Here is a 22,221-nt window from a genome sequence, read left to right as displayed (position 1 = left end):
CGCCACCGCGCCCGCCCACCGCCCCGCGCCCACCGACCCCGCCCCACCTACCGAATCTGCCGCCCCGAGATGGCCCGAGCGATCACCAGCCGCTGGATCTCACTGGTCCCTTCGAAGATGGTGTAGATCTTCGCGTCCCGGTACATGCGCTCGACGGGGTGCTCCCGGCTGTACCCGGCCCCGCCCAGCACCTGAACCGCCTTCTCGCCGGCGGCGACCGCGAGTTCCCCGGCACGGAGCTTCGACATGGAGCCCTGGGCGGCGTCGAAGACCTTGTCGTTGCGGGCCATCCAGGAGGCCTGCCAGATGAGCAGCCGGCAGGCCTCGATCTCGGTGCGCAGGTCGGCGAGGGCGAAGGCGATCGACTGGTTCTCGATGATCGGCCGGCCGAAGGCTTCGCGGTCACCGGCGTAGGCGAGGGCGTACTCGTAGGCGGCGCGGGCGATTCCGAGGGCCTGGGCGCCGACCGTGGGGCGGCTCACTTCGAACGTCGACATGGCGGCCTGGCCGCGCCCGCCGCTCCGTCCGCCCTCACGGGCCCGTGCCAGCCGCGCGTCCAGCTTCTCCTTGCCGCCGAGCAGGCAGTGCCCGGGGACCCGTACGTCGTCCAGGAACACATCGGCGGTGTGGGAGGCCCGAAGCCCCAACTTCCTTATCTTCCGGCCGCCTTCGAGGCCGGCGGTGCCCGGGGGAACGATGAAGGCGGCCTGCCCGCGGGCGCCCAGTTCGGGTTCGACGGAGGCGACGACGACGTGCACGTCGGCGATGCCGCCATTGGTGATCCAGGCTTTCTGGCCGCTGATCACCCATTCGTCCTTCGCCGCGTCGTAGCGGGCCCGCGTCCGCATGGCCGACACGTCGGACCCGGCCTGGGGTTCGGAGACGCAGAACGCGGCGACCTTGGGGTCCGCCTCGTCGCCGTAACACTGCGGGACCCACTCGGCGAGCTGGTCGGGCGTGCCGGAGGAGAAGATCCCGGCCACCGCGAGCGAGGTGCCGAACAGCGCCATGCCGATGCCGGCGTCGCCCCAGAACAGCTCTTCGTTGGCGATCTGGAGGGAGATCCCGCTCGGGTCGCCGAACATCTCCGCCAGCGACTCGAACCCGTACAGGCCGATTTTCGCGGCCTCCCGGATCACCGGCCAGGGCGTCTCCTCGCGTTCGTCCCATTCGGCGGCCGCGGGGCGTACGACGTCGACGGCGAAGCCGTGCACCCAGTCGCGCAGGTCCCGTTGTTCCTCGCTCAGTTCGAGGGAGAAGGCCACGGTGGCATCACGCCTTCGGGATGTCGAAGTAGCGGGTGAGTCCGGACGCGAGCGCGACATCGCCCGCGATCTTCACCTTGCGCATCATGAACATCGTGACCGGCGAGGAGTTGCCGGAGACGAGCTTCAGGAAGTCGGCGTCGCCCATGATCAGCGTGACGCGGGGTTCGGCGTCCGAGCGGCCTTCGGTGACCGTGCAGGTGCCGCCGGAGATCTTCGTCTCGTAGACCGCCTCGGGGCTCTCGCCCTGGCCTGTCACCTTCCAGCGGATCAGCGCTTCCAGGGAGCCGGCGACGTCGGGCTTGAACTGCCGCTCCATGCGTCCGAAGACCTCCTTGAGGATGCGGGCGCGCAGCGTGGTGTCCTCGGCGATCTCGTTGATCTGCTGGGCGGACAGGCCCTTCACGATCCGGGCGAACTCCTCCGGCGTGACGCTCGAGAAGTCGAGAGCCGCGATCTCGTCGGCACCACTCATGGAGCCACTCTCCTTACCTGATAGTAAACTTACTGATTGGTAAGGTTACGGCGACGTAGGTAGGCTGACAAGAGTGACGGGGACATCGGAAGCGACTCAAGGGCGCACGGCAGCGCGAAGGAAGCGCGTGCCGCGCCACGAGCGCGAGCAGCAGATCATCGACGTGGCCGTACGGGTCTTCGCCAAGCGCGGCTACCACGCCTCGTCCGTCGACGAGATCGCCGAACTGGCCGGGATCTCCAAGCCGATGGTGTACCTGTACCTGGACTCGAAGGAAGGTCTCTTCCTGGCGTGTCTGCGCCGCGAGGCGGCACGGCTCGTCGCGGCGTTCCAGGAGGCGGCGCGAGGCGCGGGCCCCGCGCCCGAACTGCGCCTGTACGCGGGCCTGTCGGCGTTCTTCGTGTTCGTCGCGGAGCACCGCGACAGCTGGGTGGTGCTGCACCGGCAGGCGTCCGAACTGAGCGAGGCGATCGCCGCGGCCGTGGCGGAGGCGCGCCGCGCGGTGATGTCCGAGGTCGCGAGCCTGATCAGGGACGGCATCAGGGAAAGCACGGGAGACGGCGCGATCCCGGGCGCGGACCGCGCCGACGGCGCCGATCGCGGCCACCGGGCCGCTCAACTCGGTGACGAGGACGCGGACTTCGTGGCGCACGCGCTGGTGGGTGCGGCCGACTCGCTCACGGACTGGATGGAGCGCCACCCCGGCCAGTCGCCGGAGGGCATCACTCTGCGCCTGATGAACATGGTCTGGGTGGGCATGCGAGACGTCTTGGACGGCAAGGTCTGGCTCCCGTAAAGCACCCCACTCCACCTCACCCCACTCCACCCACCCCACTCCACCTCACCCCGCTCCACCCACCCCACCCCGCTCCACCCACCCCACCCCACCCCACCCACCCCAATTCACTCCAGGCCATTGAATTTCCCTTACGCGTGAGTAAGTTGACGTCCCAGTAAGTACGAACGGGCAGGGGCGAGTCAGTCAGTCGCGCGACCGGGAGCCGTCATGGGCGTACGCAAGGATCTGAAGCGGGCCAGGAAGCGGACGGACCTGGCCGACCGCGCGAAGGTCGAGCTGGTCAGGGACGAGCACGGCACGGTGCGCGAGGCGCGGGTAGCCGCACTCGCCGCCCCGCCGCACGATGGTGGGACCCCCGCCGACATCCCTTTCGTGAACGCAGAGGAGGTCCCGGACGCCGTCGTCCTGCGCCGCAAGGAGGCGGGGGAGTGGCGCCCGGTCACCGCCGCAGCGTTCGCCCGGGAGGTGACCGCCGCGGCGAAGGGCCTGATAGCGGCGGGCCTGGAACCGGGCGGGGGCGTCGCGCTGATGTCCCGTACGCGCTACGAGTGGGAGGTCCTCGACTTCGCGATCTGGGCGGCGGGCGGCCGCACCGTCCCCATCTACGCCACGTCGTCGCCCGAGCAGATCGAGTGGATCGCGCGGGACTCGGGCGCCCGGATGCTGATCGTGGAGACCCCCGAGAACGCCGCCACGGCCGAGACCGCGCTGGCCGCCCTGCCCGAGCCCGACCGCCCCCGGATCTGGCAGCTGGACGCGGGCGCCGTCCTCGAACTCGCCACGCAGGGACGGGAGATCAGCGACGAGGAGGTCACCCGGCGCCGCGCGGCCCTGACCCCCGACAGCGTCGCGACGATCTGCTACACCTCCGGCACCACCGGCAAACCCAAGGGCTGCGTCCTCACCCACGGCAACCTCCACGCGGAGGCCGCCAACACCGTCGAACTGCTGCACCCCATCTTCAAGGCCATCACCGGGCAGGTCGCCTCCACCCTCCTCTTCCTGCCGCTCGCGCACATCCTGGGCCGTACGATCCAGATCGCCTGCCTGCTCGCCCGGATCGAACTCGGACACTGCGCGAGCATCAAGCCGGACGAGTTGCGACCCGAACTCCGTTCGTTCCGGCCGACGTTCGTGGTCGGCGTGCCGTACCTCTTCGAGAAGATCCACGACACCGGCCGGGCCACCGCCGAGAAGATCGGCCGCGGCGCCTCCTTCGACCGGGCCGACCGGATCGCCGTCCGGTTCGCGCAGGCGCACCTCGCCCGTTTCCTGGAGGCGGGGCAGGGCCCAGGCTTCGGCCTGAGGATCGCCGCCGGCCTCTACGATGTGCTCGTATACCGGCGCGTCCGCAAGGAGTTGGGCGGCAGGCTGCGGTACGCGATCAGCGGCGGCTCGCCCCTGGACCGCGACCTCAACCTCTTCTTCTACGCCGCCGGAATCGTCATCTACGAGGGCTACGGCCTGACCGAGACGACCGCGGCGGCCACGATCACCCCGCCGCTGCGGCCCCGGCCCGGCACCGTCGGCCTGCCCGTCCCCGGCACCGCCGTCCGGATCGCCGACGACGGAGAGGTGCTCATCAAGGGTGGCATCGTCTTCGGCGCGTACTGGCAGAACAAGGAGGCGACCGACCAAGTCCTGGACGCGGACGGGTGGTTCACGACCGGTGACCTCGGCGCGCTCGACGACGAGGGCTACCTGACCATCACGGGCCGCAAGAAGGACATCCTCGTCACCAGCGGCGGCAAGAACGTCTCACCGGCCGTCCTGGAGGACAGGCTGCGCAGCCGGTCGCCCGTCGGCCAGTGCCTGGTGGTCGGCGACAACCGTTCCTACGTGGCCGCGCTCATCACTCTTGAACCGGAGTCCGTGGCGCACTGGTTGAGCATGCGCAAGCTCCCCGCCGACACACCGCTCTCCGAGGTTATCGGCGACCCGCGAATGGTCGCCGCCGTCCAGAAGGCCGTCGACTACGCCAACCAGGCCGTCTCGCGGGCCGAGTCCATCCGCAGATTCACGCTGGTGGAGGGCGAGTTCACCGAGGACAACGGCCTGCTCACCCCGTCCCTGAAGATCAAGCGGCGGGCCGTCATGACGGCGTACGAGCGCGAGATCGAGAAGCTGTACGACGGCGCGTGACCCAGCCCCCAACCTGATCCCCACCCCGGCCCACTCCACCCCACCCCCACCGCCAACCCCACCCCCGATCCCACCCCTACCCCCACCCCACTCAAGCTGAAAGCACCCACCGTCCCGGCGGGCGCTTTCAGGAAGCTCAGGCGGTCGCGCAGAGCCGAAGGACTCAGCGCTTGGTGGTGCGGGCGAACAGCGACCGCGACCAGAGGTAGCCGACCAGCGTGATCCCGACGCACCAGGCGAGCGAGACCCAGCCGTCGTTGCCGATCTCCGAGCCGGTGAGCAGCCCGCGCAGCGTCTCGGTCATCGGCGTGAACGGCTGGTTTTCGGCGAACCAGCGCAGGCCCGGTGCCATCGACTCGGCCGGCACGAAAGCGGAGCCGATGAACGGCAGGAACTGGATGAGCAGGGGCTTGTTGCTCGCGGACTCGACCGTCTTGGAGATGAGCCCGAGCGCCGCCGACAGCCACGCCACCGCGAAGGCGATGGCCGTGAGCAGTCCGGCCGCCGCCAGCCACTCGACCGGGTTGGCGTCGGGCCGGAAGCCCAGCGCGACCGCCACGAGCACGACCAGGACCAGACTCACCAGGGTCGTGAGAACACTGCCGAGGACATGACCCGTCATGAAGGACGAACGGGTGATGTTCATGGTGCGGAAGCGGTTGATGATGCCCTCGGTCATGTCCTGGCAGACCGCGATCGACGTCGACATGGCCCCGGCGGCCACACCCATGATGATGATGCCGGGCGTCAGATACTCCAGATAGGCCGACCGGCCGCCGTCGCCGGGCAGCCCCGCGCCGATCGAGTCCCCGAAGGCGTACACGAAGAGCAGCAGCATCAGGATGGGCATCATCGCCGGGCCGAGTGACACGGCGGGGTAGCGCAGCGCGTGTTTGAGGTTGCGCCGCAGCATCGTCATCGAGTCGTGCACGGTGTACGTGAGGGTGCTCATCGCTGGGTCTCCTTGATGTGGAGGGAGCCGGCCGTCGCGCCGTCGCCGGTCAGGGCGAGGAACACGTCGTCGAGGTCGGGGGTGTGCACGGAGAAGTCAGCGGCCCGCACACCGTGCGCGTCGAGCCGGTCGAACAGGGTGCGCAGGGCGGCGAGATCACCGTCGCTCGCGATGCGCAGGGCGAGGTTCTCGTCGTCGCGGGCGGCGGCGGGGAAGGCGCCGGCGGCGCGCTCGTACTCGTCGAACTCGTTGAACCGCAGGCGTACGTGACTGCCGGGGATCTGCGCCTTGAGCTCGTCGGCGGTGCCCTCGGCGACGATCCGGCCGCCGTCGAGCACGGCGATCCGGTCCGCCAGCTGGTCGGCCTCCTCCAGGTACTGCGTGGTGAGGAAGACGGTGACGCCCCCGGCGACCAGCGACCTGACGGTCTCCCACATGGTGCGGCGGCTGCGCGGGTCGAGCCCGGTCGTCGGCTCGTCGAGGAAGATCACGCGCGGGTCGCCGACGAGCGTCATGGCGAGGTCGAGCCGGCGCCGCATGCCGCCGGAGAAGGTGGCGGCGCGGTTCTTGGCGACGTCCGCGATGTCGAACCGTTCCAGGAGTTCCTGGGCGCGCTTCCTGCCCTCGCGCTTGCCGAGCCGGAGCAGGTCGGCCATGAGGTGCAGGTTCTCCTCGGCGGTGAGCATGTCGTCGAGCGCGGCGAACTGCCCGGTGACACCGATCGCGGCGCGCACCCCGTCCGGCGACGTGGCGACGTCGTGCCCGGCGACCTGCGCCTGCCCGCCGTCGGCGTCGAGGAGCGTGGACAGGATCTGCACGGTCGTGGTCTTCCCGGCACCGTTCGGCCCGAGCAGAGCGAAGACGGAACCGGCGGGGATCCGCAGATCGATGCCGTCGAGAACGGTCTTCTCGCCGAACGACTTGCGCAGGCCGACGGTGGAGATGGCGGCGGGCGGCAGTTGACCGTCGCCTTTCCTAGACATGGGCATGACAGAAGAAGGCATGAGGCCCTCCAGTTCGAGGGGTGAGTAAGCGGAGAAGAAGGCGCGAGGCGCGGGGCGAACCCCTAAGCGCTGTAAGTGCTCTACGTGCTCGACGTGCTCGACGTGCTCGACGTGCTGTACGAGCTAAGGGAGCTGCACGGGGGTGAAATGAGCTGCACGGGGTGAGGGGGGCGTCGGCTCAGCTCTTGGAGCGGCGGACGTCGATGTTGCCGTACTTGGTACGGGCGCGGACCTCGACCCGGTCGTCGGTCTCCTCGGGGGAATCGGAGGCGGTGAGCGCGTTGCGCACCTGCCCCTGCCCGGAACTGGCGTCGAGCCAGGCGGCCGTACCCTCGCGGACGCCGATGTCGATGGACCCGTACGAGGTCTCCAACTGGACCGTGCCACGGACCACTTCGGCCACGCGCAGGGCGCCGTGGGCGGTGGCGGCGGCGACGGAGCTCTCGGCGCGCTGGATGTCGATGTCGCCGTTGGCGCCGCTGACCCGCAGTTCGCCGGTGGCGGTGCCGACGGCGGTGCTGCCGTGCGAGTTCTTCACGACGGCCGTGCCGTCCACGTGCCCGACCCGGATGCTGCCGGAGCTGGAGGTGATCTCCGCGTCGCCCTGAACCCGGTCGACGGTGATCGCGCCGTGCGAGACGGCGAGGTGCAGCGGCCCGGTGGTGTCGAAGCGGACGTCGCCGGTCGAGATCTTCACGCGGACGTCGCCGAGCCGGCCCTCGCCGAGCACCTGGGTCCAGGCGCCGGTCGTGTCGATGCGCGAGCCGGTGGGCAGGTCGACCGTCACGCGGACGACGCCGCTGGGGCCGATCATGCGGCGTTCCTTCGTTCGCACGGTGAGGGCGCCGCCCGCGAACGAGACCTCGGTCTGCTCGGCGGCCCGTACGTCCTTGTCCCGGTGGGGGTCGCCCGGCAGCACCTCGACGACGGTGTCGGTGCGGTCACTCGCGGTGAACTGGATGGAACCGGCGCCCACGTGGGCGGTGACCGAGATCGCTTCGGGGGTGTCGAAAGTAGGCATGGCTGTCCCGTCCTCTTGACTCGTTGGGGCGTCCCCGCTGGTGGGACGTGGTGTGCCGTTCTCGTTCCGTGGGGCCGGCGCGGTGCTAGCGCACCCAGCCCGTGAAGCTCTGCCCGACGGACGTGGTCCGCTCCGGTGTACGCGGCCGGGCGCCGCCGTCGACCGCGGCCGACACGGCGCGCACCAGCCACGCGTTGACCGACAGGCCCTCGCGGCTCGCGGCCTCCTCGGCGCGCGCCTTGAGGTGGGCCGGCAGTCGCAGGTTGACGCGGGCGGTGCCGCCCTCGTCGCCGTCGGCCGGGACGGAGGTCTTGAAGACCTCGGCCGGCGCGGTCGGCTCCGCGGGGGCGCCGCGGTCGGTGGGCGGCAGCGTCACCTGGAAATCGGGGTCGAGCCCACGCAGTCGTACGTCGACGGAACCGGGGGCGAGTTCACGGGTGATCTCGTCCATCGCGGCGGAAAGCACATTGAGCAGGGTCAGTCGGGCGGCCGACTCCAGGGGGGCGGTGAGCCGCTCGGCCAGCTCGCGAGCTTCGTCGCCGCCGGCTTCGGCGGCCACCGCGAGTTCCCGGCGGAGAATGTCGACATACGGCGTGAGGTCCATGACGTCATAGTGGCACCATCGTGGCGCCACACGCAACCTCTAATGGCGCGAGATTGGCGTATGTGCAGGTCGGGGCCGCAAAATCGGCGCACTGAACCCCTCATGCACATCTCTGAGTGAAACGAATGGCGTCGATGTGGCATAACGTGGCACTACGAGGCGCCACACTCCAACGGATCCGGCGCCATGCGACGCCACGAGGTGCCAGGCGACGCCACGCAACGCATTGCCACGCAACGCGACGCAACGCCACGCCACGCCATGAGGCACCAGGCGACGCGAACCGCCACCCGGCACGCCCCAGCCTCCCCGCACGCCCCAGCCCCCCCGGGCACGCCCCAGCCCCCGAGGCGCGCCCCGCCACCGCGCAGGGCCGCAACGCCGTCCGAGGATCACCCTCGGGCTGCCCCGGCCCCCTCAACTCTCCCGATCCGGCACCCAGTTCCCATGGAACCCCACCGGCACCCGCACCGGCAGATGCACCCGCGCCACAGGCCCCCCGCTCAGATCCTGGGCGGAGAGGATCACGAGGTCCGTGGCACCCCGGTCGGGATCGAAGGTGTACGCGAGGACCCAGCCGTCGTCCTCGGCGCTCCCGGCGGAGGACGGCACGAAGACGCCCTCGCCGACGTCCCCGTCCGGATGGAACAGGTGCACCTCGCTGCCGCCCCGCTCCAGGTCGAACTTGACGATGCCGAGCCCGACCTGGGCGAGTTCGGGCGCGGGCGACGACGGGGTCAGCAGGTGGCGACGGGCCCGCCCGGCACCCCCGTACCCGTCCTCGGGTTCCAGGACCCCGTACCCGTACCGATGCGCACCGGTCTCGCGCCGCGGGTCGACGCGCGGGAACTCCACGGCCCGTTCGTCGAGTTGGTCCTCGCGTACGGTCCCGGCGGTGAGGTCGACGGTCCAGCGGACGAACTTCGGTGGCGTCTCGTCGGGCCCCCGGCTGTCGAGCGAGCCGAACATCCGGTCGTAGCGCACGAGGTGCACGGTGATCAGCCCCGCCCCGTCCTCGTACGCGTTCATGGGGTGGAAGACGAAGCACGGCTCGACCTCCAGCCACCGGATGTCCTCGGCCCGCCCCTTGCGCGGCAGCACCCCGAGCCGCGGCGTGCGCTCGGGATCCCATATGTACGGGAGTGAGGACGGGGAGGTCGCGAGCTCCGCGTTGAAGACCACCGGCAGGTCGTAGAGCAGGACGTACGAGGCGGTGAGCGAGAAGTCGTGCATCATCGGCCGGCCCTCGACGGGCACGTTCACGCACCGCCGGACGCGACCGTCGACGCCCACGACCAGGTACTGCACGTAGGGGTACGCCCAGCAGTAGGCGACCGCGTGCAGCTCCCCGCTGACCGGGTCGAGCGTGGTGTGCGCGGCGAACCCGCCCGGCAGCGTGCCCTGGAAGTCGTACGGGCCGATGGTCGCGAGGTCACCGTCGAGCTCGTACGGCAGCGGGCCGCCCTCGACGGTGGCGAGACAGCGGCCCGCGAAGTTGAGCACGTGCGTGTTGGGGGCGTAGTCCATGTCGAGGTGGCGTGGCCCGTGGATGGCCTTCTCGCCGAGGAGCGCGGCGGTGGCGTCGCTGCGCACCCACCGGTTGCGGTACCACTCGGCGCGCCCGTCGCGCAGCCGCACCCCGTGCACCATGCCGGGACCGCTGAACCAGTGGTACGCGGCCGGGTCGTCGATGTCGAGCGGGTTGGGCCCGTTGCGCAGGTACCGCCCGTCGAGGCCCTCCGGGATCCGCCCGGTCACCGACAGGCGGTGCGCGGTCACTTCTTCCCGGACAGGCGCGAACAGCCCCCGCAGATAAGGATTTCCACCACCCGCACTGTTTCCCTGACCATCCATGGAGTCCTCCTCGACGGGACGCGATGGGACGGGACGCGACGGAACACGCCGGATGCGCCGGAACGGCTACCCCTTCACCATCCAGCGGAACGGCGACGGGGTCGAGTGCTGTGCGCGGCGTGTGTTCGCCGGACGATCACCTGGCGGTACGACCGAGCCGCTCAAGCCGCTCGACCCGCTCAAGGCGCTCAAGCCGCTCGAGCCGCTCAAGGCGTTCCGCGGTCCGGGCGAGGGTCTCGTCGCCGGTGAAGACCGTCCGTATCGCGACCGGCGCGGCGCCGGGTTCGTCGAGCCGGTGGGCGAGAGAACCGTGCCCGTCGCCGACCCAGGACCGACGGCCCTTGCTCGCCTCGCAGCGCTGCCGCAGCACGCCCCGGCACCGGATCGGCGCGACACGCACGGTCCCCGAACGGCGACGACGACGATGTCGGTCCCGCAGGATGAATCCCGGCTCAGCGACGATCGAGGTCTTCCGGAGGACGGCGTCCGGGGGATGTCGAGAACGGACCGCCGGCTCCGTCCCCGGGGCAGGAGCGGTCATCAGCGACCGCACAAGCAGAGGGAGTGAGCAGAGCATGGCGATTCAACGGATGGACAACGTCGGCATCGTCGTCGAGGACTTGGACGCCGCCGTGGCGTTCTTCGTGGAACTCGGCATGGAACTGGAGGGCACGGCAGAGGTCGAGGGCCCCGTCGCCGACCAGTGCACGGGCCTGGCCGGCGTCCACTGCGACATCGCGATGGTCCGCACCCCGGACGGACTCAGCCGCCTCGAACTGGCGCGTTACCGCACCCCCGCGGCGACCCACGACGGCCCGCGCGACAAGCCGCACAACATCCTGGGCACCCACCGCGTCATGTTCGCCGTCGACGACCTGGAGGACACCGTCGCCCGCCTACGCCCCCACGGCGCCGAACTCCTCGGCGAGATCGCCAGGTTCGAGGACATCTACCTGCTCTGCTACATCCGTGGTCCGGAGGGCATCATCGTGGGCCTGGCCCAGAAACTGCACTGACGCCGGCCGACAGCAAAGGCCCCGCCCAAACGGAGCCCGACCAAGGCGCCCCGCCAGGACCCGAACCTGCGGCCCTACGCGCTTCTGGTGCTCGGCGCTCGGGCGGCCGCCCGGAGCCGATCGGCGCCCAGATCTACTGGGCGGACACCTTCGTGAGCGCCAGGGACCACGACCCGTCCGGACGGCTGAACTCGACCTTCCCTCCGCCGCGCGCGTAGAGCTGGACACCGGAGACCTCACCGATGCCACGCTCATCGATGTCCAGGTAGACGAAGTCGCTGCCGCTGCTGTCGACGAAGTCCCAGTGGCCGTGCAAATCTTCGGGGTCGGTGTGCGCGTCTGTCGACAGATCAGTGGCGGTGAATGTGCCGTCGGAATCGAGCGTGATCTCGCCGCCGGTCTTGCTGTTGCGGTACACGCCGGGAAGCTCGTCGGCGTCGACCGAGTACGCACACCCGGAGATGAGTACCGAAGCAGCGCCCAGTGCAGCGGCTAGCCACCGTCCGACTGTCCCCCTGCTCATCCTGTCCCCCTGATCATCACGGCGCCACGACTCCAGCGCGCTGTACTTGCCGAACCAGATCTTGAACGCGTTCAAAACGCATGTCAAGCGTGAGTGGGTGTGACGTGCTCGGTCGCTTCGTGGGCTGATCATCTTGCCGCTGCGGTCGGCTCTCGGCGCTCCCGTGGCCTCTGTCCGATCCGGCACGGAGGCGGCACGACTGCCTTCTTATCCGTAGCTCTGACAGCTCTTGAGAGAACGGTCGGCCACCGTCATACCGGCCGAAGTCGAGCCCATGGCGCCCGTCGCCGAGCGTGGACGGTCGCTCTGGTCGCTGTACTTCGCTGCTGTACAACTGGCCCCGTAGGCGAGTCACCAGCCACCAGCCACGGGTCGCGATCAGTTCTTCCACAACTCGCGCGGCGGTACTTCCGCCAGCGGGTGCGTAGTCGATCGGCTGACACCTCGGGCTGCTCCCACCGAGTTGGGGCCATCGAGCGAACCTGCGGCCAAGCGCTCAGAGGGCGCTGGCGTGTTCATCCGGTACTGGTCGCTGACCTGGGCGCGGTTCTCTCTTCTTGCCCGTGGTAACGCTGCCTTCGACACGCATTCGACAGTCGGCGGCCAGGCGCCGATGTACCCCGGAGCCAGGAGACAAGATCACAAAAAGCCCCATATACAGGGCTGACTTACTTCGTCGCGGCGCGCACCGTTGCTGTAGCGAGGCTGGTTGTCGCTGTCACCACTTTGGGGCTCCTGTCGATCGATAGGGTGCAGGACGTTGAAGCGACTACTTGGGTACTGTCTCCGGCTCTCGTGTGCCAAATCCTTGCGGAACCACAGGGTGCGGGAGATGTGATGGTTAGTCATTGGGGCTGCAAGGGCGCGGAGCGGTCAAGGATTGATCGGGATCTCGTAAACGATCTCGCAAAGCGCGGTCGGCACCACGATGTCCGTCTCAACGGGGCGTCCCTGATCGCTGTAGTACGTCCGCCGGATGTGGGTGACCAGTGTGGCCTTCTGGATGCCCAGCAGCGACGCCTCCTCGGCCGTTGCTGTGCGCGGCTCCGGTTGCTCCACCGCGTGGCTGACGGTGACCCCGATAGCCGCCATCCGGTTCACGACTCCCGCACCCGCGTGCGGTCCGCCCTCGGGGAGAACGACGAGGGTGCCAGCGGTGAGGTCGCACGGCTCCCAACTCGTCGACAGCTGGACCGGCTTGCCGTTGGCCAGAAACTCGTACGTGGTGCGGACGCACAGGTCTCCTTCGGCGAGACCGAGCCGAGCGGCGATGTCCGCCGGTGCCGGCACCTTTGCATCTGTCCGGCTCTCCCAGTCGCCTTGTCGGCCAAGGGCCTTCATGTCAGCGCGGAACGGTGCGACTCCTGGCTGCTCCCGCGCCGACGACCGTACGACCCGCACTCGCTGCCGAGGCTCGGCGACGTATGTGCCGGACCCAGCGCGACCTTCGAGCACGCCTTGCGAGATCAGGAGTTCCTGAGCCCGGCGGACCACGTTCTCGCCGACCCCGTGTTCCTGACCGATCTGCGTGCGGGAGGGGAGCGGGTCCCCGGGTGCCCACATGTGCTCCGCGATGAGCCGGCGGAACTCGTCGGCGAGGCGAAGGGCTTCGGGCGTACGCGCCGAAGGCACCGCTGCTCGGTTAACGGTGCTCGGACTCACTCCCCGCGTCACAGAGCACTCCGATCACCTGGTGATCAAGACAGAGGTACCGGATTCGCTCCCAGCCGACAAGTGGCGGGAGGCCCTGAAAGCAGTGGCTGAGGCCGACCGATTCGGCCTCCTGGCCAACAGCCTCAACGGCCGCACGTTATGGGCCGCCGTACATACAGAGACCCCCGCGACGGGCGACGTCCGGGGACCTGGGAATCAGCGGTAGGAGCTGATCAACGTGTTCAACGGTATTTGCAGTACTGCCCGCTCGATCAGCACACGGCACACCCCGCCGGTCGGTTTCGTACCGACGGGGGCCTTCTGATGTCGCTGGGTAAGCCCCCCGGCGTCTCCCACGAGACCCCCGTCCCCTACAAGTCGAGTGCATGCACGGTCGGCAAGCACAGCGCATGCGCACAGTTCGCACCGGCCGTCTCCACGCCGGACGTACCTCTGATCTACGAGACATGCGGCTGTGGCTGTCATGCGGTGACCGCCGGTGGCGGCACGTTGGAGGTACCCCGGTGAGGGCATTGGCGCCGCGGGGAGTGATGGCCGCTCCGGTCGAGATCACCGCGGCCAACATCCGGTCCGCGTGACACAAACTCGCCACTGGAGGGCTTGTTGCGGCCAAGTGTCCCCACTTCGAATCAAGCAGACCATAAAGTTGAGGCGTTGACGTCAGGTAACGGTCGGGGGGAACTGTGGATCCGGAGATCGTCGCACTGGCGAGTAGCGCAGGAACCACCATCGTCACACTGGTGGCCACTGACGCCTGGGAACGCGTACGGAACGGGATCACGTCCCTCTGGCGCCGTGAGCACGCTGAGCGAGCTGAAGCCGTGGCAGCAGAACTCGATGTCACCCGCGAGGAGCTCCTGGCCGCCTCGCAGGCTAGTGATCAAGATGTCGAGGCTGAGCTTCAAGCGGAGTGGCAAGGTCGGATCAGACGACTTCTTGTGGCCCGGCCGGAGGTGGCTGAGGAACTGCGGAGACTGCTGGACGAGCTCGCTCCAGACACAGGCGCCGCCCCGAAGGTGACGCAGCATGCCACCGCCTCGGGCCACGCCAGGATCTACCAGGCCGGCCGCGACCAGCGCATCTCTGAGCGATGACGGGCGCCATGGACGGTCGCGCCGACCATAACGGCCGGGTCTACCAAGCTTCCGGCGATCAGCACATTGTCGAACACCACCACCATGGAGACGTCGGACCGGGCGCGTGGGCGGGAACTGAATCAGTACGCCAGCCGACCGGTGGCCGAGCGCCGTTGGTGCTCCGTGACCGCAGCGAACTGATGCGAACTCTTCAAGCCGCAGTCGCGCCGGGGGTAGGCGACCAGGTCTACGTGCTTCATGGCATGGGCGGCTGCGGTAAGACCGCAGTTGCTCGGTCGCTTTTTCAGTTCGCAACGACAGAAAGTGACCGCATCGGGTTTTGGGTCAATGCGGCCGATCGCGCCAGTCTACGCAGCGGCATGCTAGCCGTGGCTGCGGACAGAGGGGCGGCAGAAGGCCAGCTGAACGCTGCTCGAAGCGGGTTACGGGCGCCTGCGGATCTAGTATGGGAGCGACTCGAAGCGTCCGAATCTTCTTGGCTGCTGGTGCTCGACAACGCAGATTCTCCGGAGATCCTGCAGGATGGCGGCTGGCTGCGTGCCAATCCGCGCGGCACGGTCTTGGTCACTACTCGTCGGGCCGCGGCTCAATGGTGGCCGCATGCCGAGTTGCATCACGTCGGGGTACTGCCTCGCGAGGCGGCAGCGCAGGTGCTGTGCGACCTTGCGCCAACGTCGGGGACGCTGGAGGAAGCTGCCGAGATCGCGGACAGGCTCGGACGGCTCCCTCTTGCGCTCACCCTGGCGGGTGGCTTCCTCTCCCATCAGGTCATCGATCCGTGGACCATGGAGAAATACGGTGAGCACCTCGAAGGCCAGGAGCGCGTGGGCCTTATCGACCAAGGGGCTGCAGCTCTGGTCCAACGGGACGACCGGCACCTGATCACCCGCACCTGGCAGCTATCTCTCGACGCACTCGCAGCCCAGGGAGTGCAGGAATCGGCCTCCCTGCTCCGTCTGCTCGCCTGCTTTGGGCCTGAGCCACTGCCGCTTACGCTCTTGAACAACCCGCAGATCAATAGTGTCGTCCCTCGACCGCGGGCCGAAGTGGCGCTGCGTGGACTACTAGATCAGTCCCTGACCACGATGATTGACGTCAGCACGCGATGCATTCAAACCCATGCTGTGCTGCTTGCCAGTGTGATGGCTGGCATCCCGCACGAGGAGGTAAGGCAGCTCACCAGTACGGCAACCTTGTTACTGGACGCCGTTGTACCAACCATCCCTGAGCGGGGTCCGCAGGACCTAGGGTTGAGCCTCCTCGCACCGCATATCCTCGCGTTGCTACACCATGCCGCTGATGCGTCCGTGGTGGCTAGCGCTCTCGATGTCGCGGTACGGCTGGCGTGCGCCTTCCACCGTACTGGCGATTACCTGTCAGCCCGGGAGTTGGCCTCTACCGCGGCCACTATCACGGAACCCAAGCTCGGTCCGGAACACAGGTTGGTGCTCTCCGCGCACGCACGGGCCGGCCGGGCGCTCTTCCGCCTCGGCCGGTTCGAGGAGTCTGAAGCGATTCTCCGGCGGGTGCTTGCGGACCGGGAACGCCTCTTCGGGCCCGACCACCCCGACACACTGGACAGTTATTTCGGGCTCAACCACCCATTGCAGCAGCTTGGGCATGCGGCGGAGGGCGTCACCCTTCTTCAACGCGCCACAGACGGACGGGAACGGGTGCTCGGAAAGGAGCACCCGCTCACGCTGCAGTCTCGAGCTCACCTGCTTGAGTTCCTGCCAATAACCGACCTTGCTGTTGAGGTCGATGGCGCGATGATGCCACTTCCGCAAGAGTGCGCTCTTCACTTGGGACCTGACCACGCTGTCACCCTGGGGTCACGGCTCAGCTACGCCTTCTCCCTGGTCCGGCTTGGTCGGTTTGAAGCGGCTGTCGAGGATGCGAGGCAAGTCGCCCAAGACTACGAACGCTGCCACGGCCCCAACTACGCACTCACGCTTTCAGCGCAGTTTCTGTACGCGCGAGTCCTGGCCGCCCTCGGCGAATTAGAGCCGGCAGTCGAGTTGATGGCCTTAGTGGCCCACAGGCGCGAACAAAGCCTCGGTGATCAGCACCCCTACACGGCTAGGAGCTATGAACTCTTGGAGGAACTGCGAGCCAAGGTGGCTGAGCGGCCCGCTGATTGATGACTACAACTGGCTCTGGTTTCGCCATCCGAACTGCTGAGTGTTGGGCCGGTCCCCACATCTCCTGATGAGCATCACGTCAGCACTGGACGACACGCTGATCGGTCATAGCGATACCGGTACCGACGTGGAGCGACCACGCCGGCCTCAACCGCATCGCGGCAGCAGTTGCTCCCCATCCGCCCAATTCCGGTGGTGCGGTCGCCTCACACTCTCGTCATCCGTGACGGCGGGGGCACGGCGCCCCGCCCTACTCGGGCCCTGCGGCCGGCGGGTCCCGCGTAAGGGGCCACCGCTCCCTCGCTGCTGGCTGCCTTTCGGTCGTCCCTTTTGGCCGCAGTCGGAAGCGCTCGTTGCTACGCGTGCCATGTGACGGTTGCCGTGCTTGAGGGCTTGTTTTGGCTACCCCTCGACCCAAGCTGTCAGGCGTGCGGACGGCGGCCGGGCTGGAGCGGGGCATAGACAGGAGCGCAGGCCCGGGCGACGGGCCGCGCGCGACGGGCCGTGCGCGGGCCTTGATGAAGTAGTGAAAGTCCTATCGCGCCGGTGTCAGGTGCTTGCCGTCGTGGCTCCGCACGTGGGGGTCGGCCCCACCAAGGGCGTCCAGAAGTCGGATCCCGTAGACCTCGGCCATGTACTGCGTGACTTCGTCGGGTGTCAGCCACTCAACTGCCGTCGATTCCCTTGACGTTCGTTAGATGTCGCGCGCGGGCCTGCAGCGGAACACCAGGGCGACGACGCCTCGGGTGCCAAGCGGTGCGCGCCGCACTGCACCAAGCTCCCGAACGGCGACCTCAGGATCCGACGGAGCGATCTGGACCTCTGGCTCGACGACCGTGAGGACGCCGCCTGATGGAGACGACGTACGACGTGAAGGTGTACAAGATCCTTACGCACAAGAGCGCCCGCAAGACCACGTGCACCGTGCGATAGATAGTCGCCGGCTTGGCGCGAGCCGTTCGGCACGGTCGCACCCTAGGTGGATGCGCGCTGGACCCAACTTGGCGGCGATAGCCGGAAGAACACGGCCAAGACGCTTACGGCCACCACGATCGCTCTGCTGCGCGTTCGCTCTGCACAGTTCGATCCTGTCGCCGTGCCCGTGCGCACGGCTCTGCGTGAGGGCCTTCAACGTGAACCGCCGCCCAGGCGCCCCGCGGGACGTCGTGACCAGTGGGTCGAGCGAAACTCGCTCCCGGTCTCATCTTGAGAAGACCCGGAGCCTGCGCACGTTTTCGAGTCACCCATGGGCAAGCGCGTGTACGACCTCCGACACACCCGCCTGGCCAAGTGGCTCAACGACGGGATCCCGCCCGCTCAGGTGGCCGACTGGGCGGGCAACAGCGTCCCCGTGCTGCTCGCGATCTATGCCCGATGTGTCGACGGCCAGTTGCCGGACTTGAAGAGGCGCCTCGAAGCGGCGGGGGATCTCGAAGACCTGCTGCCTCCGACTGACGGACTGAACGGCCCGACTGACCCGCCGCGAAAACTTCGACACGTATTCGACAGAGCCACCCGCAGAAACCCGGTTTCGGCCGGACAGCCCCGGGATCGGCAGGGGAGTGGTCGGGGCTTCTGCGTGCGCACGTACAGGGCCTCTGACCAGCAGAAAGGCCCCACCGAAGTGGGGCCTACGAGAGGCGCCCCCGGCAGGACTCGAACCTGCGGCCAAGCGCTTAGAAGGCGCCTGCTCTATCCACTGAGCTACGGGGGCCGGTGTGTGGCCGGGTGGCGTGGTCTCGGGTATGGGGGTGATCCATGACCATGCCGGGGACAAGGATAGGGCTCCCGGGTCCCTGTCCTCGCTGCTTCGCCTCCGTTTCGTCCCTGCGACTCGATGTGGAGGTTCAGTGAAGCGGTCCTGATAATCGCAGGCAGGTACGAATCGTGCATCGCTTTTGGCGTCTCACGCCCCGGGTGTTGTGCACTCGTTATGCCTGCGCCCCCTCTCTCCCCTTCCGTCCCGCTGTGCGCTCCCTGTGTGCTATCGCACCTCTTGATTCCGGTCCTGGACACGACCGGTGGTGTCTTATCGGCGCGCAGAGGTGGTCATATGCTTCAGAAAGGCTCCAAAGTTGGGCATTCTTCACATGTGGTGACCTTGGACGTACGGCCTCAGCTGCTCGACGCACTTACCGCGCTGCGCGACCGTGTCGCCGCCGCGCGCTTCCCGCTGCCTCTCGCGGGGGCGCCACGCGCGCGTGCCAACCGCGGTGAGTTGCTCGCACAGCTCGACGACTACTTGGTGCCCCGGTTGCGGGCGCCCGAAGCACCCCTGCTCGCCGTGGTGGGCGGCTCGACCGGAGCGGGCAAGTCGACGCTGGTGAACTCGCTCGTGGGGCGCATCGTCAGCGAGGCCGGTGTGCTGCGGCCGACGACACGTACCCCTGTGCTCGTCTGCCACCCGGACGACCACCACTGGTTCTCCGGGATGCGCGTCCTGCCCGACCTCACGCGCGTGTGGGTGCCCCGGCAGGCGGACGTGGGCGACGAGGACGACGAGGACGACGCGCTCGCGCCCGTACTCGACGACGAGGAGCGGGTGCTGCGGGTGGAGACCGCGGGGACGATGCCGCGCGGGCTCGCGTTGCTCGACGCCCCCGACATCGACTCCCTGGTCGCCGAGAACCGGGTCCTCGCCGCCCGGCTCATCAGCGCCGCCGACGTCTGGGTCATGGTCACCACCGCCTCCCGGTACGCCGACGCCGTGCCGTGGAACCTGCTGCGTACCGCCAAGAGCCACGACGTGAGTCTGGTGACCGTCCTCGACCGCGTGCCGCATCAGGTCGTCGGCGAGGTGTCGCGGCAGTACGGGGCGCTGCTCACGAAGGCCGGGCTCGGCGAGGTGCCCCGGTTCACCGTGCCCGAGCTGCCCGAGTCCACCGGCAACGGAGGGTTGTTGCCGGCGACCGCCGTCGCGCCGTTGCGGGCCTGGCTGACCCACCGCGCCCAGGACCCGGACGCCCGCGCGCTCGCCATGACCCGTACGGCCCGTGGCGTGCTCGACTCGCTGCGGGTGCGGATGCCGGAACTCGCCGCCGCCGTCGCCACCCAGTACTCCGCCACCGTCCGGCTCACCACGGCCGTCGAGGAGGCGTACGAGAGCGAGCACGCGCGCGTGCGCAGTCGGTTGCAAGGGGGCGCGGTGCTCGCCGGTGACGCCCTCAAGCGCTGGCGGAGCTACCCGCTGGACTCCACCGCGGGGGAGTTGCTGGACGCCCTGGTCGAGAGCTTGGGCGCCCTCCTGCTGTGCGCGGTGACCGCCGCCGACGAACGGGTGGACGAGGCCTGGCGGCGCGAGCCGGGCGGCGGCGCGCCCGAACTGGGGGGTCGAGACCCGGAGTTGGAGACCGCCGAGCACCGGATCGGGATGGCCGTACGACGGTGGCGGCGGGTCCTGGAGGAGTACGCCGAGGAGGAGGTGCGGGCGGTCGGGGAGGCGCAGGGCGCGGCGCCCCCCGATCCCGAGATCGTCGCCGCGCTCGTCGCCACGGCCCTGCTCGGCGGGCGACGGGCCAGGGCCGCCGGCGAGAACCTCGCCGAGCGGATCGGCGCTCAGGCCGCCCTGCGGCTGCGGGACCGCGGCGGGCGGCTGCTCAGCGAGTACCTCGACACCGTCCTCGGGGCGGAGCGCGAACGCCGGCTCGCGCCGCTCGACACTCTCGGCGTCAGTCCCGAACCCCAGGCCGAGCTGATCGCGGCCCTGTCGCTGTTGCAGAAGGAGAGGTGAGGGCGGTGACCGCCGTCACGGATCACACAGATCACACAGATCGCTCGGATCGCTCGGATCGCTCGGATCACACGGATCGGTCGGATCGGTCGGATCACGCGGAAGGCACCGATCGTTCGGATCGCGCAGGGCAGTCGGAGCGGGCCGAGCGCGGTGCCGTTTCAGGAGCGGGCGATGCCGCCCCGAAGAGTGGGCCCTGGGACGACGGGCTCATCGCGCGGCGCGCCGGAGACCAGCACGGCGAAGGCGCGCGGGACGGCGCCCCGGCGGCCGGTTCAGGGACGTACGACGGACAACTGAAGCAGCGGCTCGACGCGCTGCGCGAGCTCGTCGGGCTCTCGCGGACGCGGCTCGACGGCGCGACCCTCGCGGAGGCCGGGCGGGTGCTCGACGAGGCGTCCGCGCGGCGGCGGCTGTCCGCGCGGCACACCGTCGTCGCCATCGCGGGAGCCACCGGCAGCGGCAAGTCGACCCTGTTCAACTCCCTCGCCGGGGTGCCCCTTTCAGAGACCGGGCTGCGCCGCCCGACCACGTCCGCGCCGATCGCGTGCAGTTGGACCGATGGGGCGGCGGGCCTTCTCGACCGGTTGGGGATCCCCGGGCGGCAGCGGCGCAGGCCGTTGCAGGGGCAGCACGGGGACGCGCCGCTCGAAGGGCTCGTCCTCGTCGATCTGCCGGACCACGACTCCGCGGCGCCCGAGCACCGGGAGCAGGTCGACCGGGTGCTCGCGCTGGTGGACGCCGTCGTGTGGGTCGTCGATCCGGAGAAGTACGCCGACGCCATGCTGCACGAGCGCTATCTGCGGCCCATGGCGGGCCACGCGGAAGTGATGTTCGTGGTGCTCAACCAGGTCGACCGGCTGCCCGGCGACGCCGCCGAACAGGTCCTCGACGACCTGCGGCGGCTGCTCGACGAGGACGGCATCGCGCTCGGTGAGCACGGCGAACCCGGGGCCACCGTGCTGCCGTTGTCCGCGCTGACCGGCGAGGGTGTCGGTGAACTGCGCGAGGCGCTGGACCAGTTCACCGCCGAGCGGACGGCCGCCGCCCGCCGTATCGGCGCCGACGTCGACGCGGCCGCCGACCGGCTGCGGCCGGTGTACGCGGCCGGGCGGCAGGTGGGGTTGAGCGAGGCGGCCCGTGAGGAGTTCGCCGACCGGCTCGCCGACGCGGTGGGCGCGGCCGCCGCGGGGCAGGCCGCCGAGCGCGCCTGGTCCCGCGGCGCCAACAAGGCGTGCGGCACCCCGTGGCTCAGGCTCTGGCGCTGGTACGAGGCCCAGCGCGCCCTCACGTCACCGGCCACGGCCCCCGTACCTCCGGCCGAGGAAGAGGCAACGGCCCGCCAGCGCGTCGAGCACGCGGTGCGCGCGGTGGGCGAGGCCGCGGCGACCGGGCTGCCCGTCGCGTGGGGGCAGGCCGTACGGGAGGCGGCGACGCGCGGCGCCGAAGGGCTGCCGGAGGCGCTGGACGCGCTCGCCGTGAATCCGCCGCAGGGCGCCGGGCACGGCGGGGCCGCTCAGGAGGGCACCGCTCACGGAGGTGCCACGCGGCCGCCGCGGCCCGGGTGGTGGCCGGTCGCCGTGCTCGTCCAGGCATCCATGACGATCCTTCAGATTCTGGGCGGGCTCTGGCTGTTGGCGCAGATCATCGGGGTCGTGCCGCCGAACCTGGGCGTGCCGGCGCTGATGATGCTGGCCGGGATCGTCGGCGGTCCGTGCGTGGAGTGGGCCTGCCGGTTCGCGGCGAAGGGGCCCGCGCGGCGGTACGGGCAGGACGCGGAACGGCGCCTGCGGGACGCGGCCGCCGCGTGCGGCAGGGCCCGGGTCCTCGACCCGGTCGCGGCCGAGCTGCTGCGGTACCGGGAGGTGCGGGAGCAGTACGTACGGGTGGCGGGGTTTTCCACAACGGGCCGGTAGGACACAGG

General features: G+C 69.4%; 18 protein-coding genes, 1 tRNA gene and 1 pseudogene. 9 read left to right on the top strand and 11 right to left on the bottom strand.

The annotated features are described in order from the left end of the window. Positions 1-47: 47 nt before the first annotated feature. Both V2W30_RS14210 and V2W30_RS14205 read right to left on the bottom strand, forming a co-directional pair. Positions 48-1,265, bottom strand: a complete 1,218-nt coding sequence (locus V2W30_RS14210) for an acyl-CoA dehydrogenase family protein (protein ID WP_338696644.1) — start codon at positions 1,263-1,265, stop codon at positions 48-50. Positions 1,266-1,272: 7 nt separating this feature from the next. Continuing rightward, a complete protein-coding gene (locus V2W30_RS14205) occupies positions 1,273-1,740 on the bottom strand; it encodes an SCP2 sterol-binding domain-containing protein (protein WP_338696642.1) in 468 nt (155 codons plus the stop codon). A 127-nt stretch (positions 1,741-1,867) separates the two neighbouring features. On the opposite strand from V2W30_RS14205, the gene V2W30_RS14200 reads away from it, so the two are divergent. Together V2W30_RS14200 and V2W30_RS14195 are read left to right on the top strand one after the other, a co-directional pair. Beyond that, positions 1,868-2,536 carry a TetR/AcrR family transcriptional regulator gene (locus V2W30_RS14200; RefSeq protein WP_338696640.1) on the top strand — a complete coding sequence of 223 codons (669 nt, stop codon included), beginning with the start codon at positions 1,868-1,870 and terminating at the stop codon, positions 2,534-2,536. Positions 2,537-2,746: 210 nt separating this feature from the next. Next, positions 2,747-4,681 (top strand): AMP-dependent synthetase/ligase, encoded by a 1,935-nt coding sequence (locus tag V2W30_RS14195; protein ID WP_338696638.1) that lies wholly within the window; start codon positions 2,747-2,749, stop codon positions 4,679-4,681. Between the two features lie 163 nt (positions 4,682-4,844). On the opposite strand, the gene V2W30_RS14190 is transcribed toward V2W30_RS14195, so the two are convergent. The 6 genes from V2W30_RS14190 to V2W30_RS14165 form a co-directional block, all read right to left on the bottom strand. After that, the gene (locus V2W30_RS14190) at positions 4,845-5,633 is read right to left on the bottom strand and encodes an ABC transporter permease (RefSeq protein WP_338696636.1); all 789 of its coding nucleotides are present in this window, start codon (positions 5,631-5,633) and stop codon (positions 4,845-4,847) included. Beyond that, on the bottom strand, positions 5,630-6,622 hold the full coding sequence (locus tag V2W30_RS14185) for an ATP-binding cassette domain-containing protein (protein WP_338696634.1): 993 nt from the start codon (positions 6,620-6,622) through the stop codon (positions 5,630-5,632). The genes V2W30_RS14190 and V2W30_RS14185 overlap by 4 nt, the downstream gene beginning before the upstream one ends. A gap of 193 nt (positions 6,623-6,815) precedes the next feature. Beyond that, the gene (locus V2W30_RS14180; protein ID WP_338696633.1) at positions 6,816-7,658 is read right to left on the bottom strand and encodes a DUF4097 family beta strand repeat-containing protein; all 843 of its coding nucleotides are present in this window, start codon (positions 7,656-7,658) and stop codon (positions 6,816-6,818) included. An 85-nt stretch (positions 7,659-7,743) separates the two neighbouring features. Then, a complete protein-coding gene (locus V2W30_RS14175; protein WP_338696631.1) occupies positions 7,744-8,262 on the bottom strand; it encodes a hypothetical protein in 519 nt (172 codons plus the stop codon). Positions 8,263-8,679: 417 nt separating this feature from the next. Further along, a complete protein-coding gene (locus V2W30_RS14170) occupies positions 8,680-10,116 on the bottom strand; it encodes a carotenoid oxygenase family protein (protein ID WP_338696629.1) in 1,437 nt (478 codons plus the stop codon). Positions 10,117-10,252: 136 nt separating this feature from the next. Next, positions 10,253-10,486: a hypothetical protein gene (locus V2W30_RS14165; RefSeq protein WP_338696627.1), complete on the bottom strand. Its 234-nt coding sequence runs from the start codon at positions 10,484-10,486 to the stop codon at positions 10,253-10,255. Positions 10,487-10,691: 205 nt separating this feature from the next. Here V2W30_RS14165 and V2W30_RS14160 point away from each other — a divergent pair, with 205 nt between their 5' ends. Continuing rightward, the gene (locus V2W30_RS14160) at positions 10,692-11,132 is read left to right on the top strand and encodes a VOC family protein (RefSeq protein WP_338696625.1); all 441 of its coding nucleotides are present in this window, start codon (positions 10,692-10,694) and stop codon (positions 11,130-11,132) included. Between the two features lie 133 nt (positions 11,133-11,265). On the opposite strand, the gene V2W30_RS14155 is transcribed toward V2W30_RS14160, so the two are convergent. Continuing rightward, positions 11,266-11,730: a hypothetical protein gene (locus V2W30_RS14155; RefSeq protein WP_338696623.1), complete on the bottom strand. Its 465-nt coding sequence runs from the start codon at positions 11,728-11,730 to the stop codon at positions 11,266-11,268. Positions 11,731-12,528: 798 nt separating this feature from the next. Further along, complete coding sequence (locus V2W30_RS14150) at positions 12,529-13,287, bottom strand: GntR family transcriptional regulator (protein WP_338696621.1); 759 nt, start codon at positions 13,285-13,287, stop codon at positions 12,529-12,531. On the opposite strand from V2W30_RS14150, the gene V2W30_RS14145 reads away from it, so the two are divergent. From V2W30_RS14145 to V2W30_RS41580, 4 genes and pseudogenes are all read left to right on the top strand, one after another. Further along, entirely contained in the window at positions 13,229-13,534 is a 306-nt protein-coding gene (locus V2W30_RS14145; protein ID WP_338696619.1) for a hypothetical protein, read from the top strand. The genes V2W30_RS14150 and V2W30_RS14145 overlap by 59 nt on opposite strands. Positions 13,535-14,012: 478 nt before the next feature. Then, complete coding sequence (locus V2W30_RS14140) at positions 14,013-14,423, top strand: hypothetical protein (protein WP_338696617.1); 411 nt, start codon at positions 14,013-14,015, stop codon at positions 14,421-14,423. Further along, positions 14,420-15,961, top strand: a pseudogene (locus tag V2W30_RS14135) (NB-ARC domain-containing protein); the annotation flags it as partial. The gene V2W30_RS14140 and the pseudogene V2W30_RS14135, both read left to right, overlap by 4 nt. Before the next feature lie 69 nt (positions 15,962-16,030). Beyond that, positions 16,031-16,567, top strand: coding sequence for a tetratricopeptide repeat protein (locus V2W30_RS41580; RefSeq protein WP_425244679.1), 537 nt, complete (start codon positions 16,031-16,033; stop codon positions 16,565-16,567). A 1,641-nt stretch (positions 16,568-18,208) separates the two neighbouring features. Here the strand turns inward: V2W30_RS41580 and V2W30_RS14125 are convergent. After that, positions 18,209-18,281: transfer RNA gene (locus V2W30_RS14125), tRNA-Arg, on the bottom strand. A gap of 378 nt (positions 18,282-18,659) precedes the next feature. Between V2W30_RS14125 and V2W30_RS14120 the strand changes: the two genes are divergently transcribed. After that, the gene (locus V2W30_RS14120) at positions 18,660-20,297 is read left to right on the top strand and encodes a GTPase domain-containing protein (RefSeq protein ID WP_338696613.1); all 1,638 of its coding nucleotides are present in this window, start codon (positions 18,660-18,662) and stop codon (positions 20,295-20,297) included. Between the two features lie 383 nt (positions 20,298-20,680). Beyond that, positions 20,681-22,213, top strand: coding sequence for a YfjP family GTPase (locus tag V2W30_RS14115; RefSeq protein WP_425244534.1), 1,533 nt, complete (start codon positions 20,681-20,683; stop codon positions 22,211-22,213). Positions 22,214-22,221 lie beyond the last annotated feature (8 nt).

The organism is Streptomyces sp. Q6 (assembly GCF_036967205.1).
In the GTDB taxonomy this organism is placed as follows: domain Bacteria; phylum Actinomycetota; class Actinomycetes; order Streptomycetales; family Streptomycetaceae; genus Streptomyces; species Streptomyces citrinus.
This window is presented reverse-complemented; position numbering and strand designations above follow the sequence as displayed.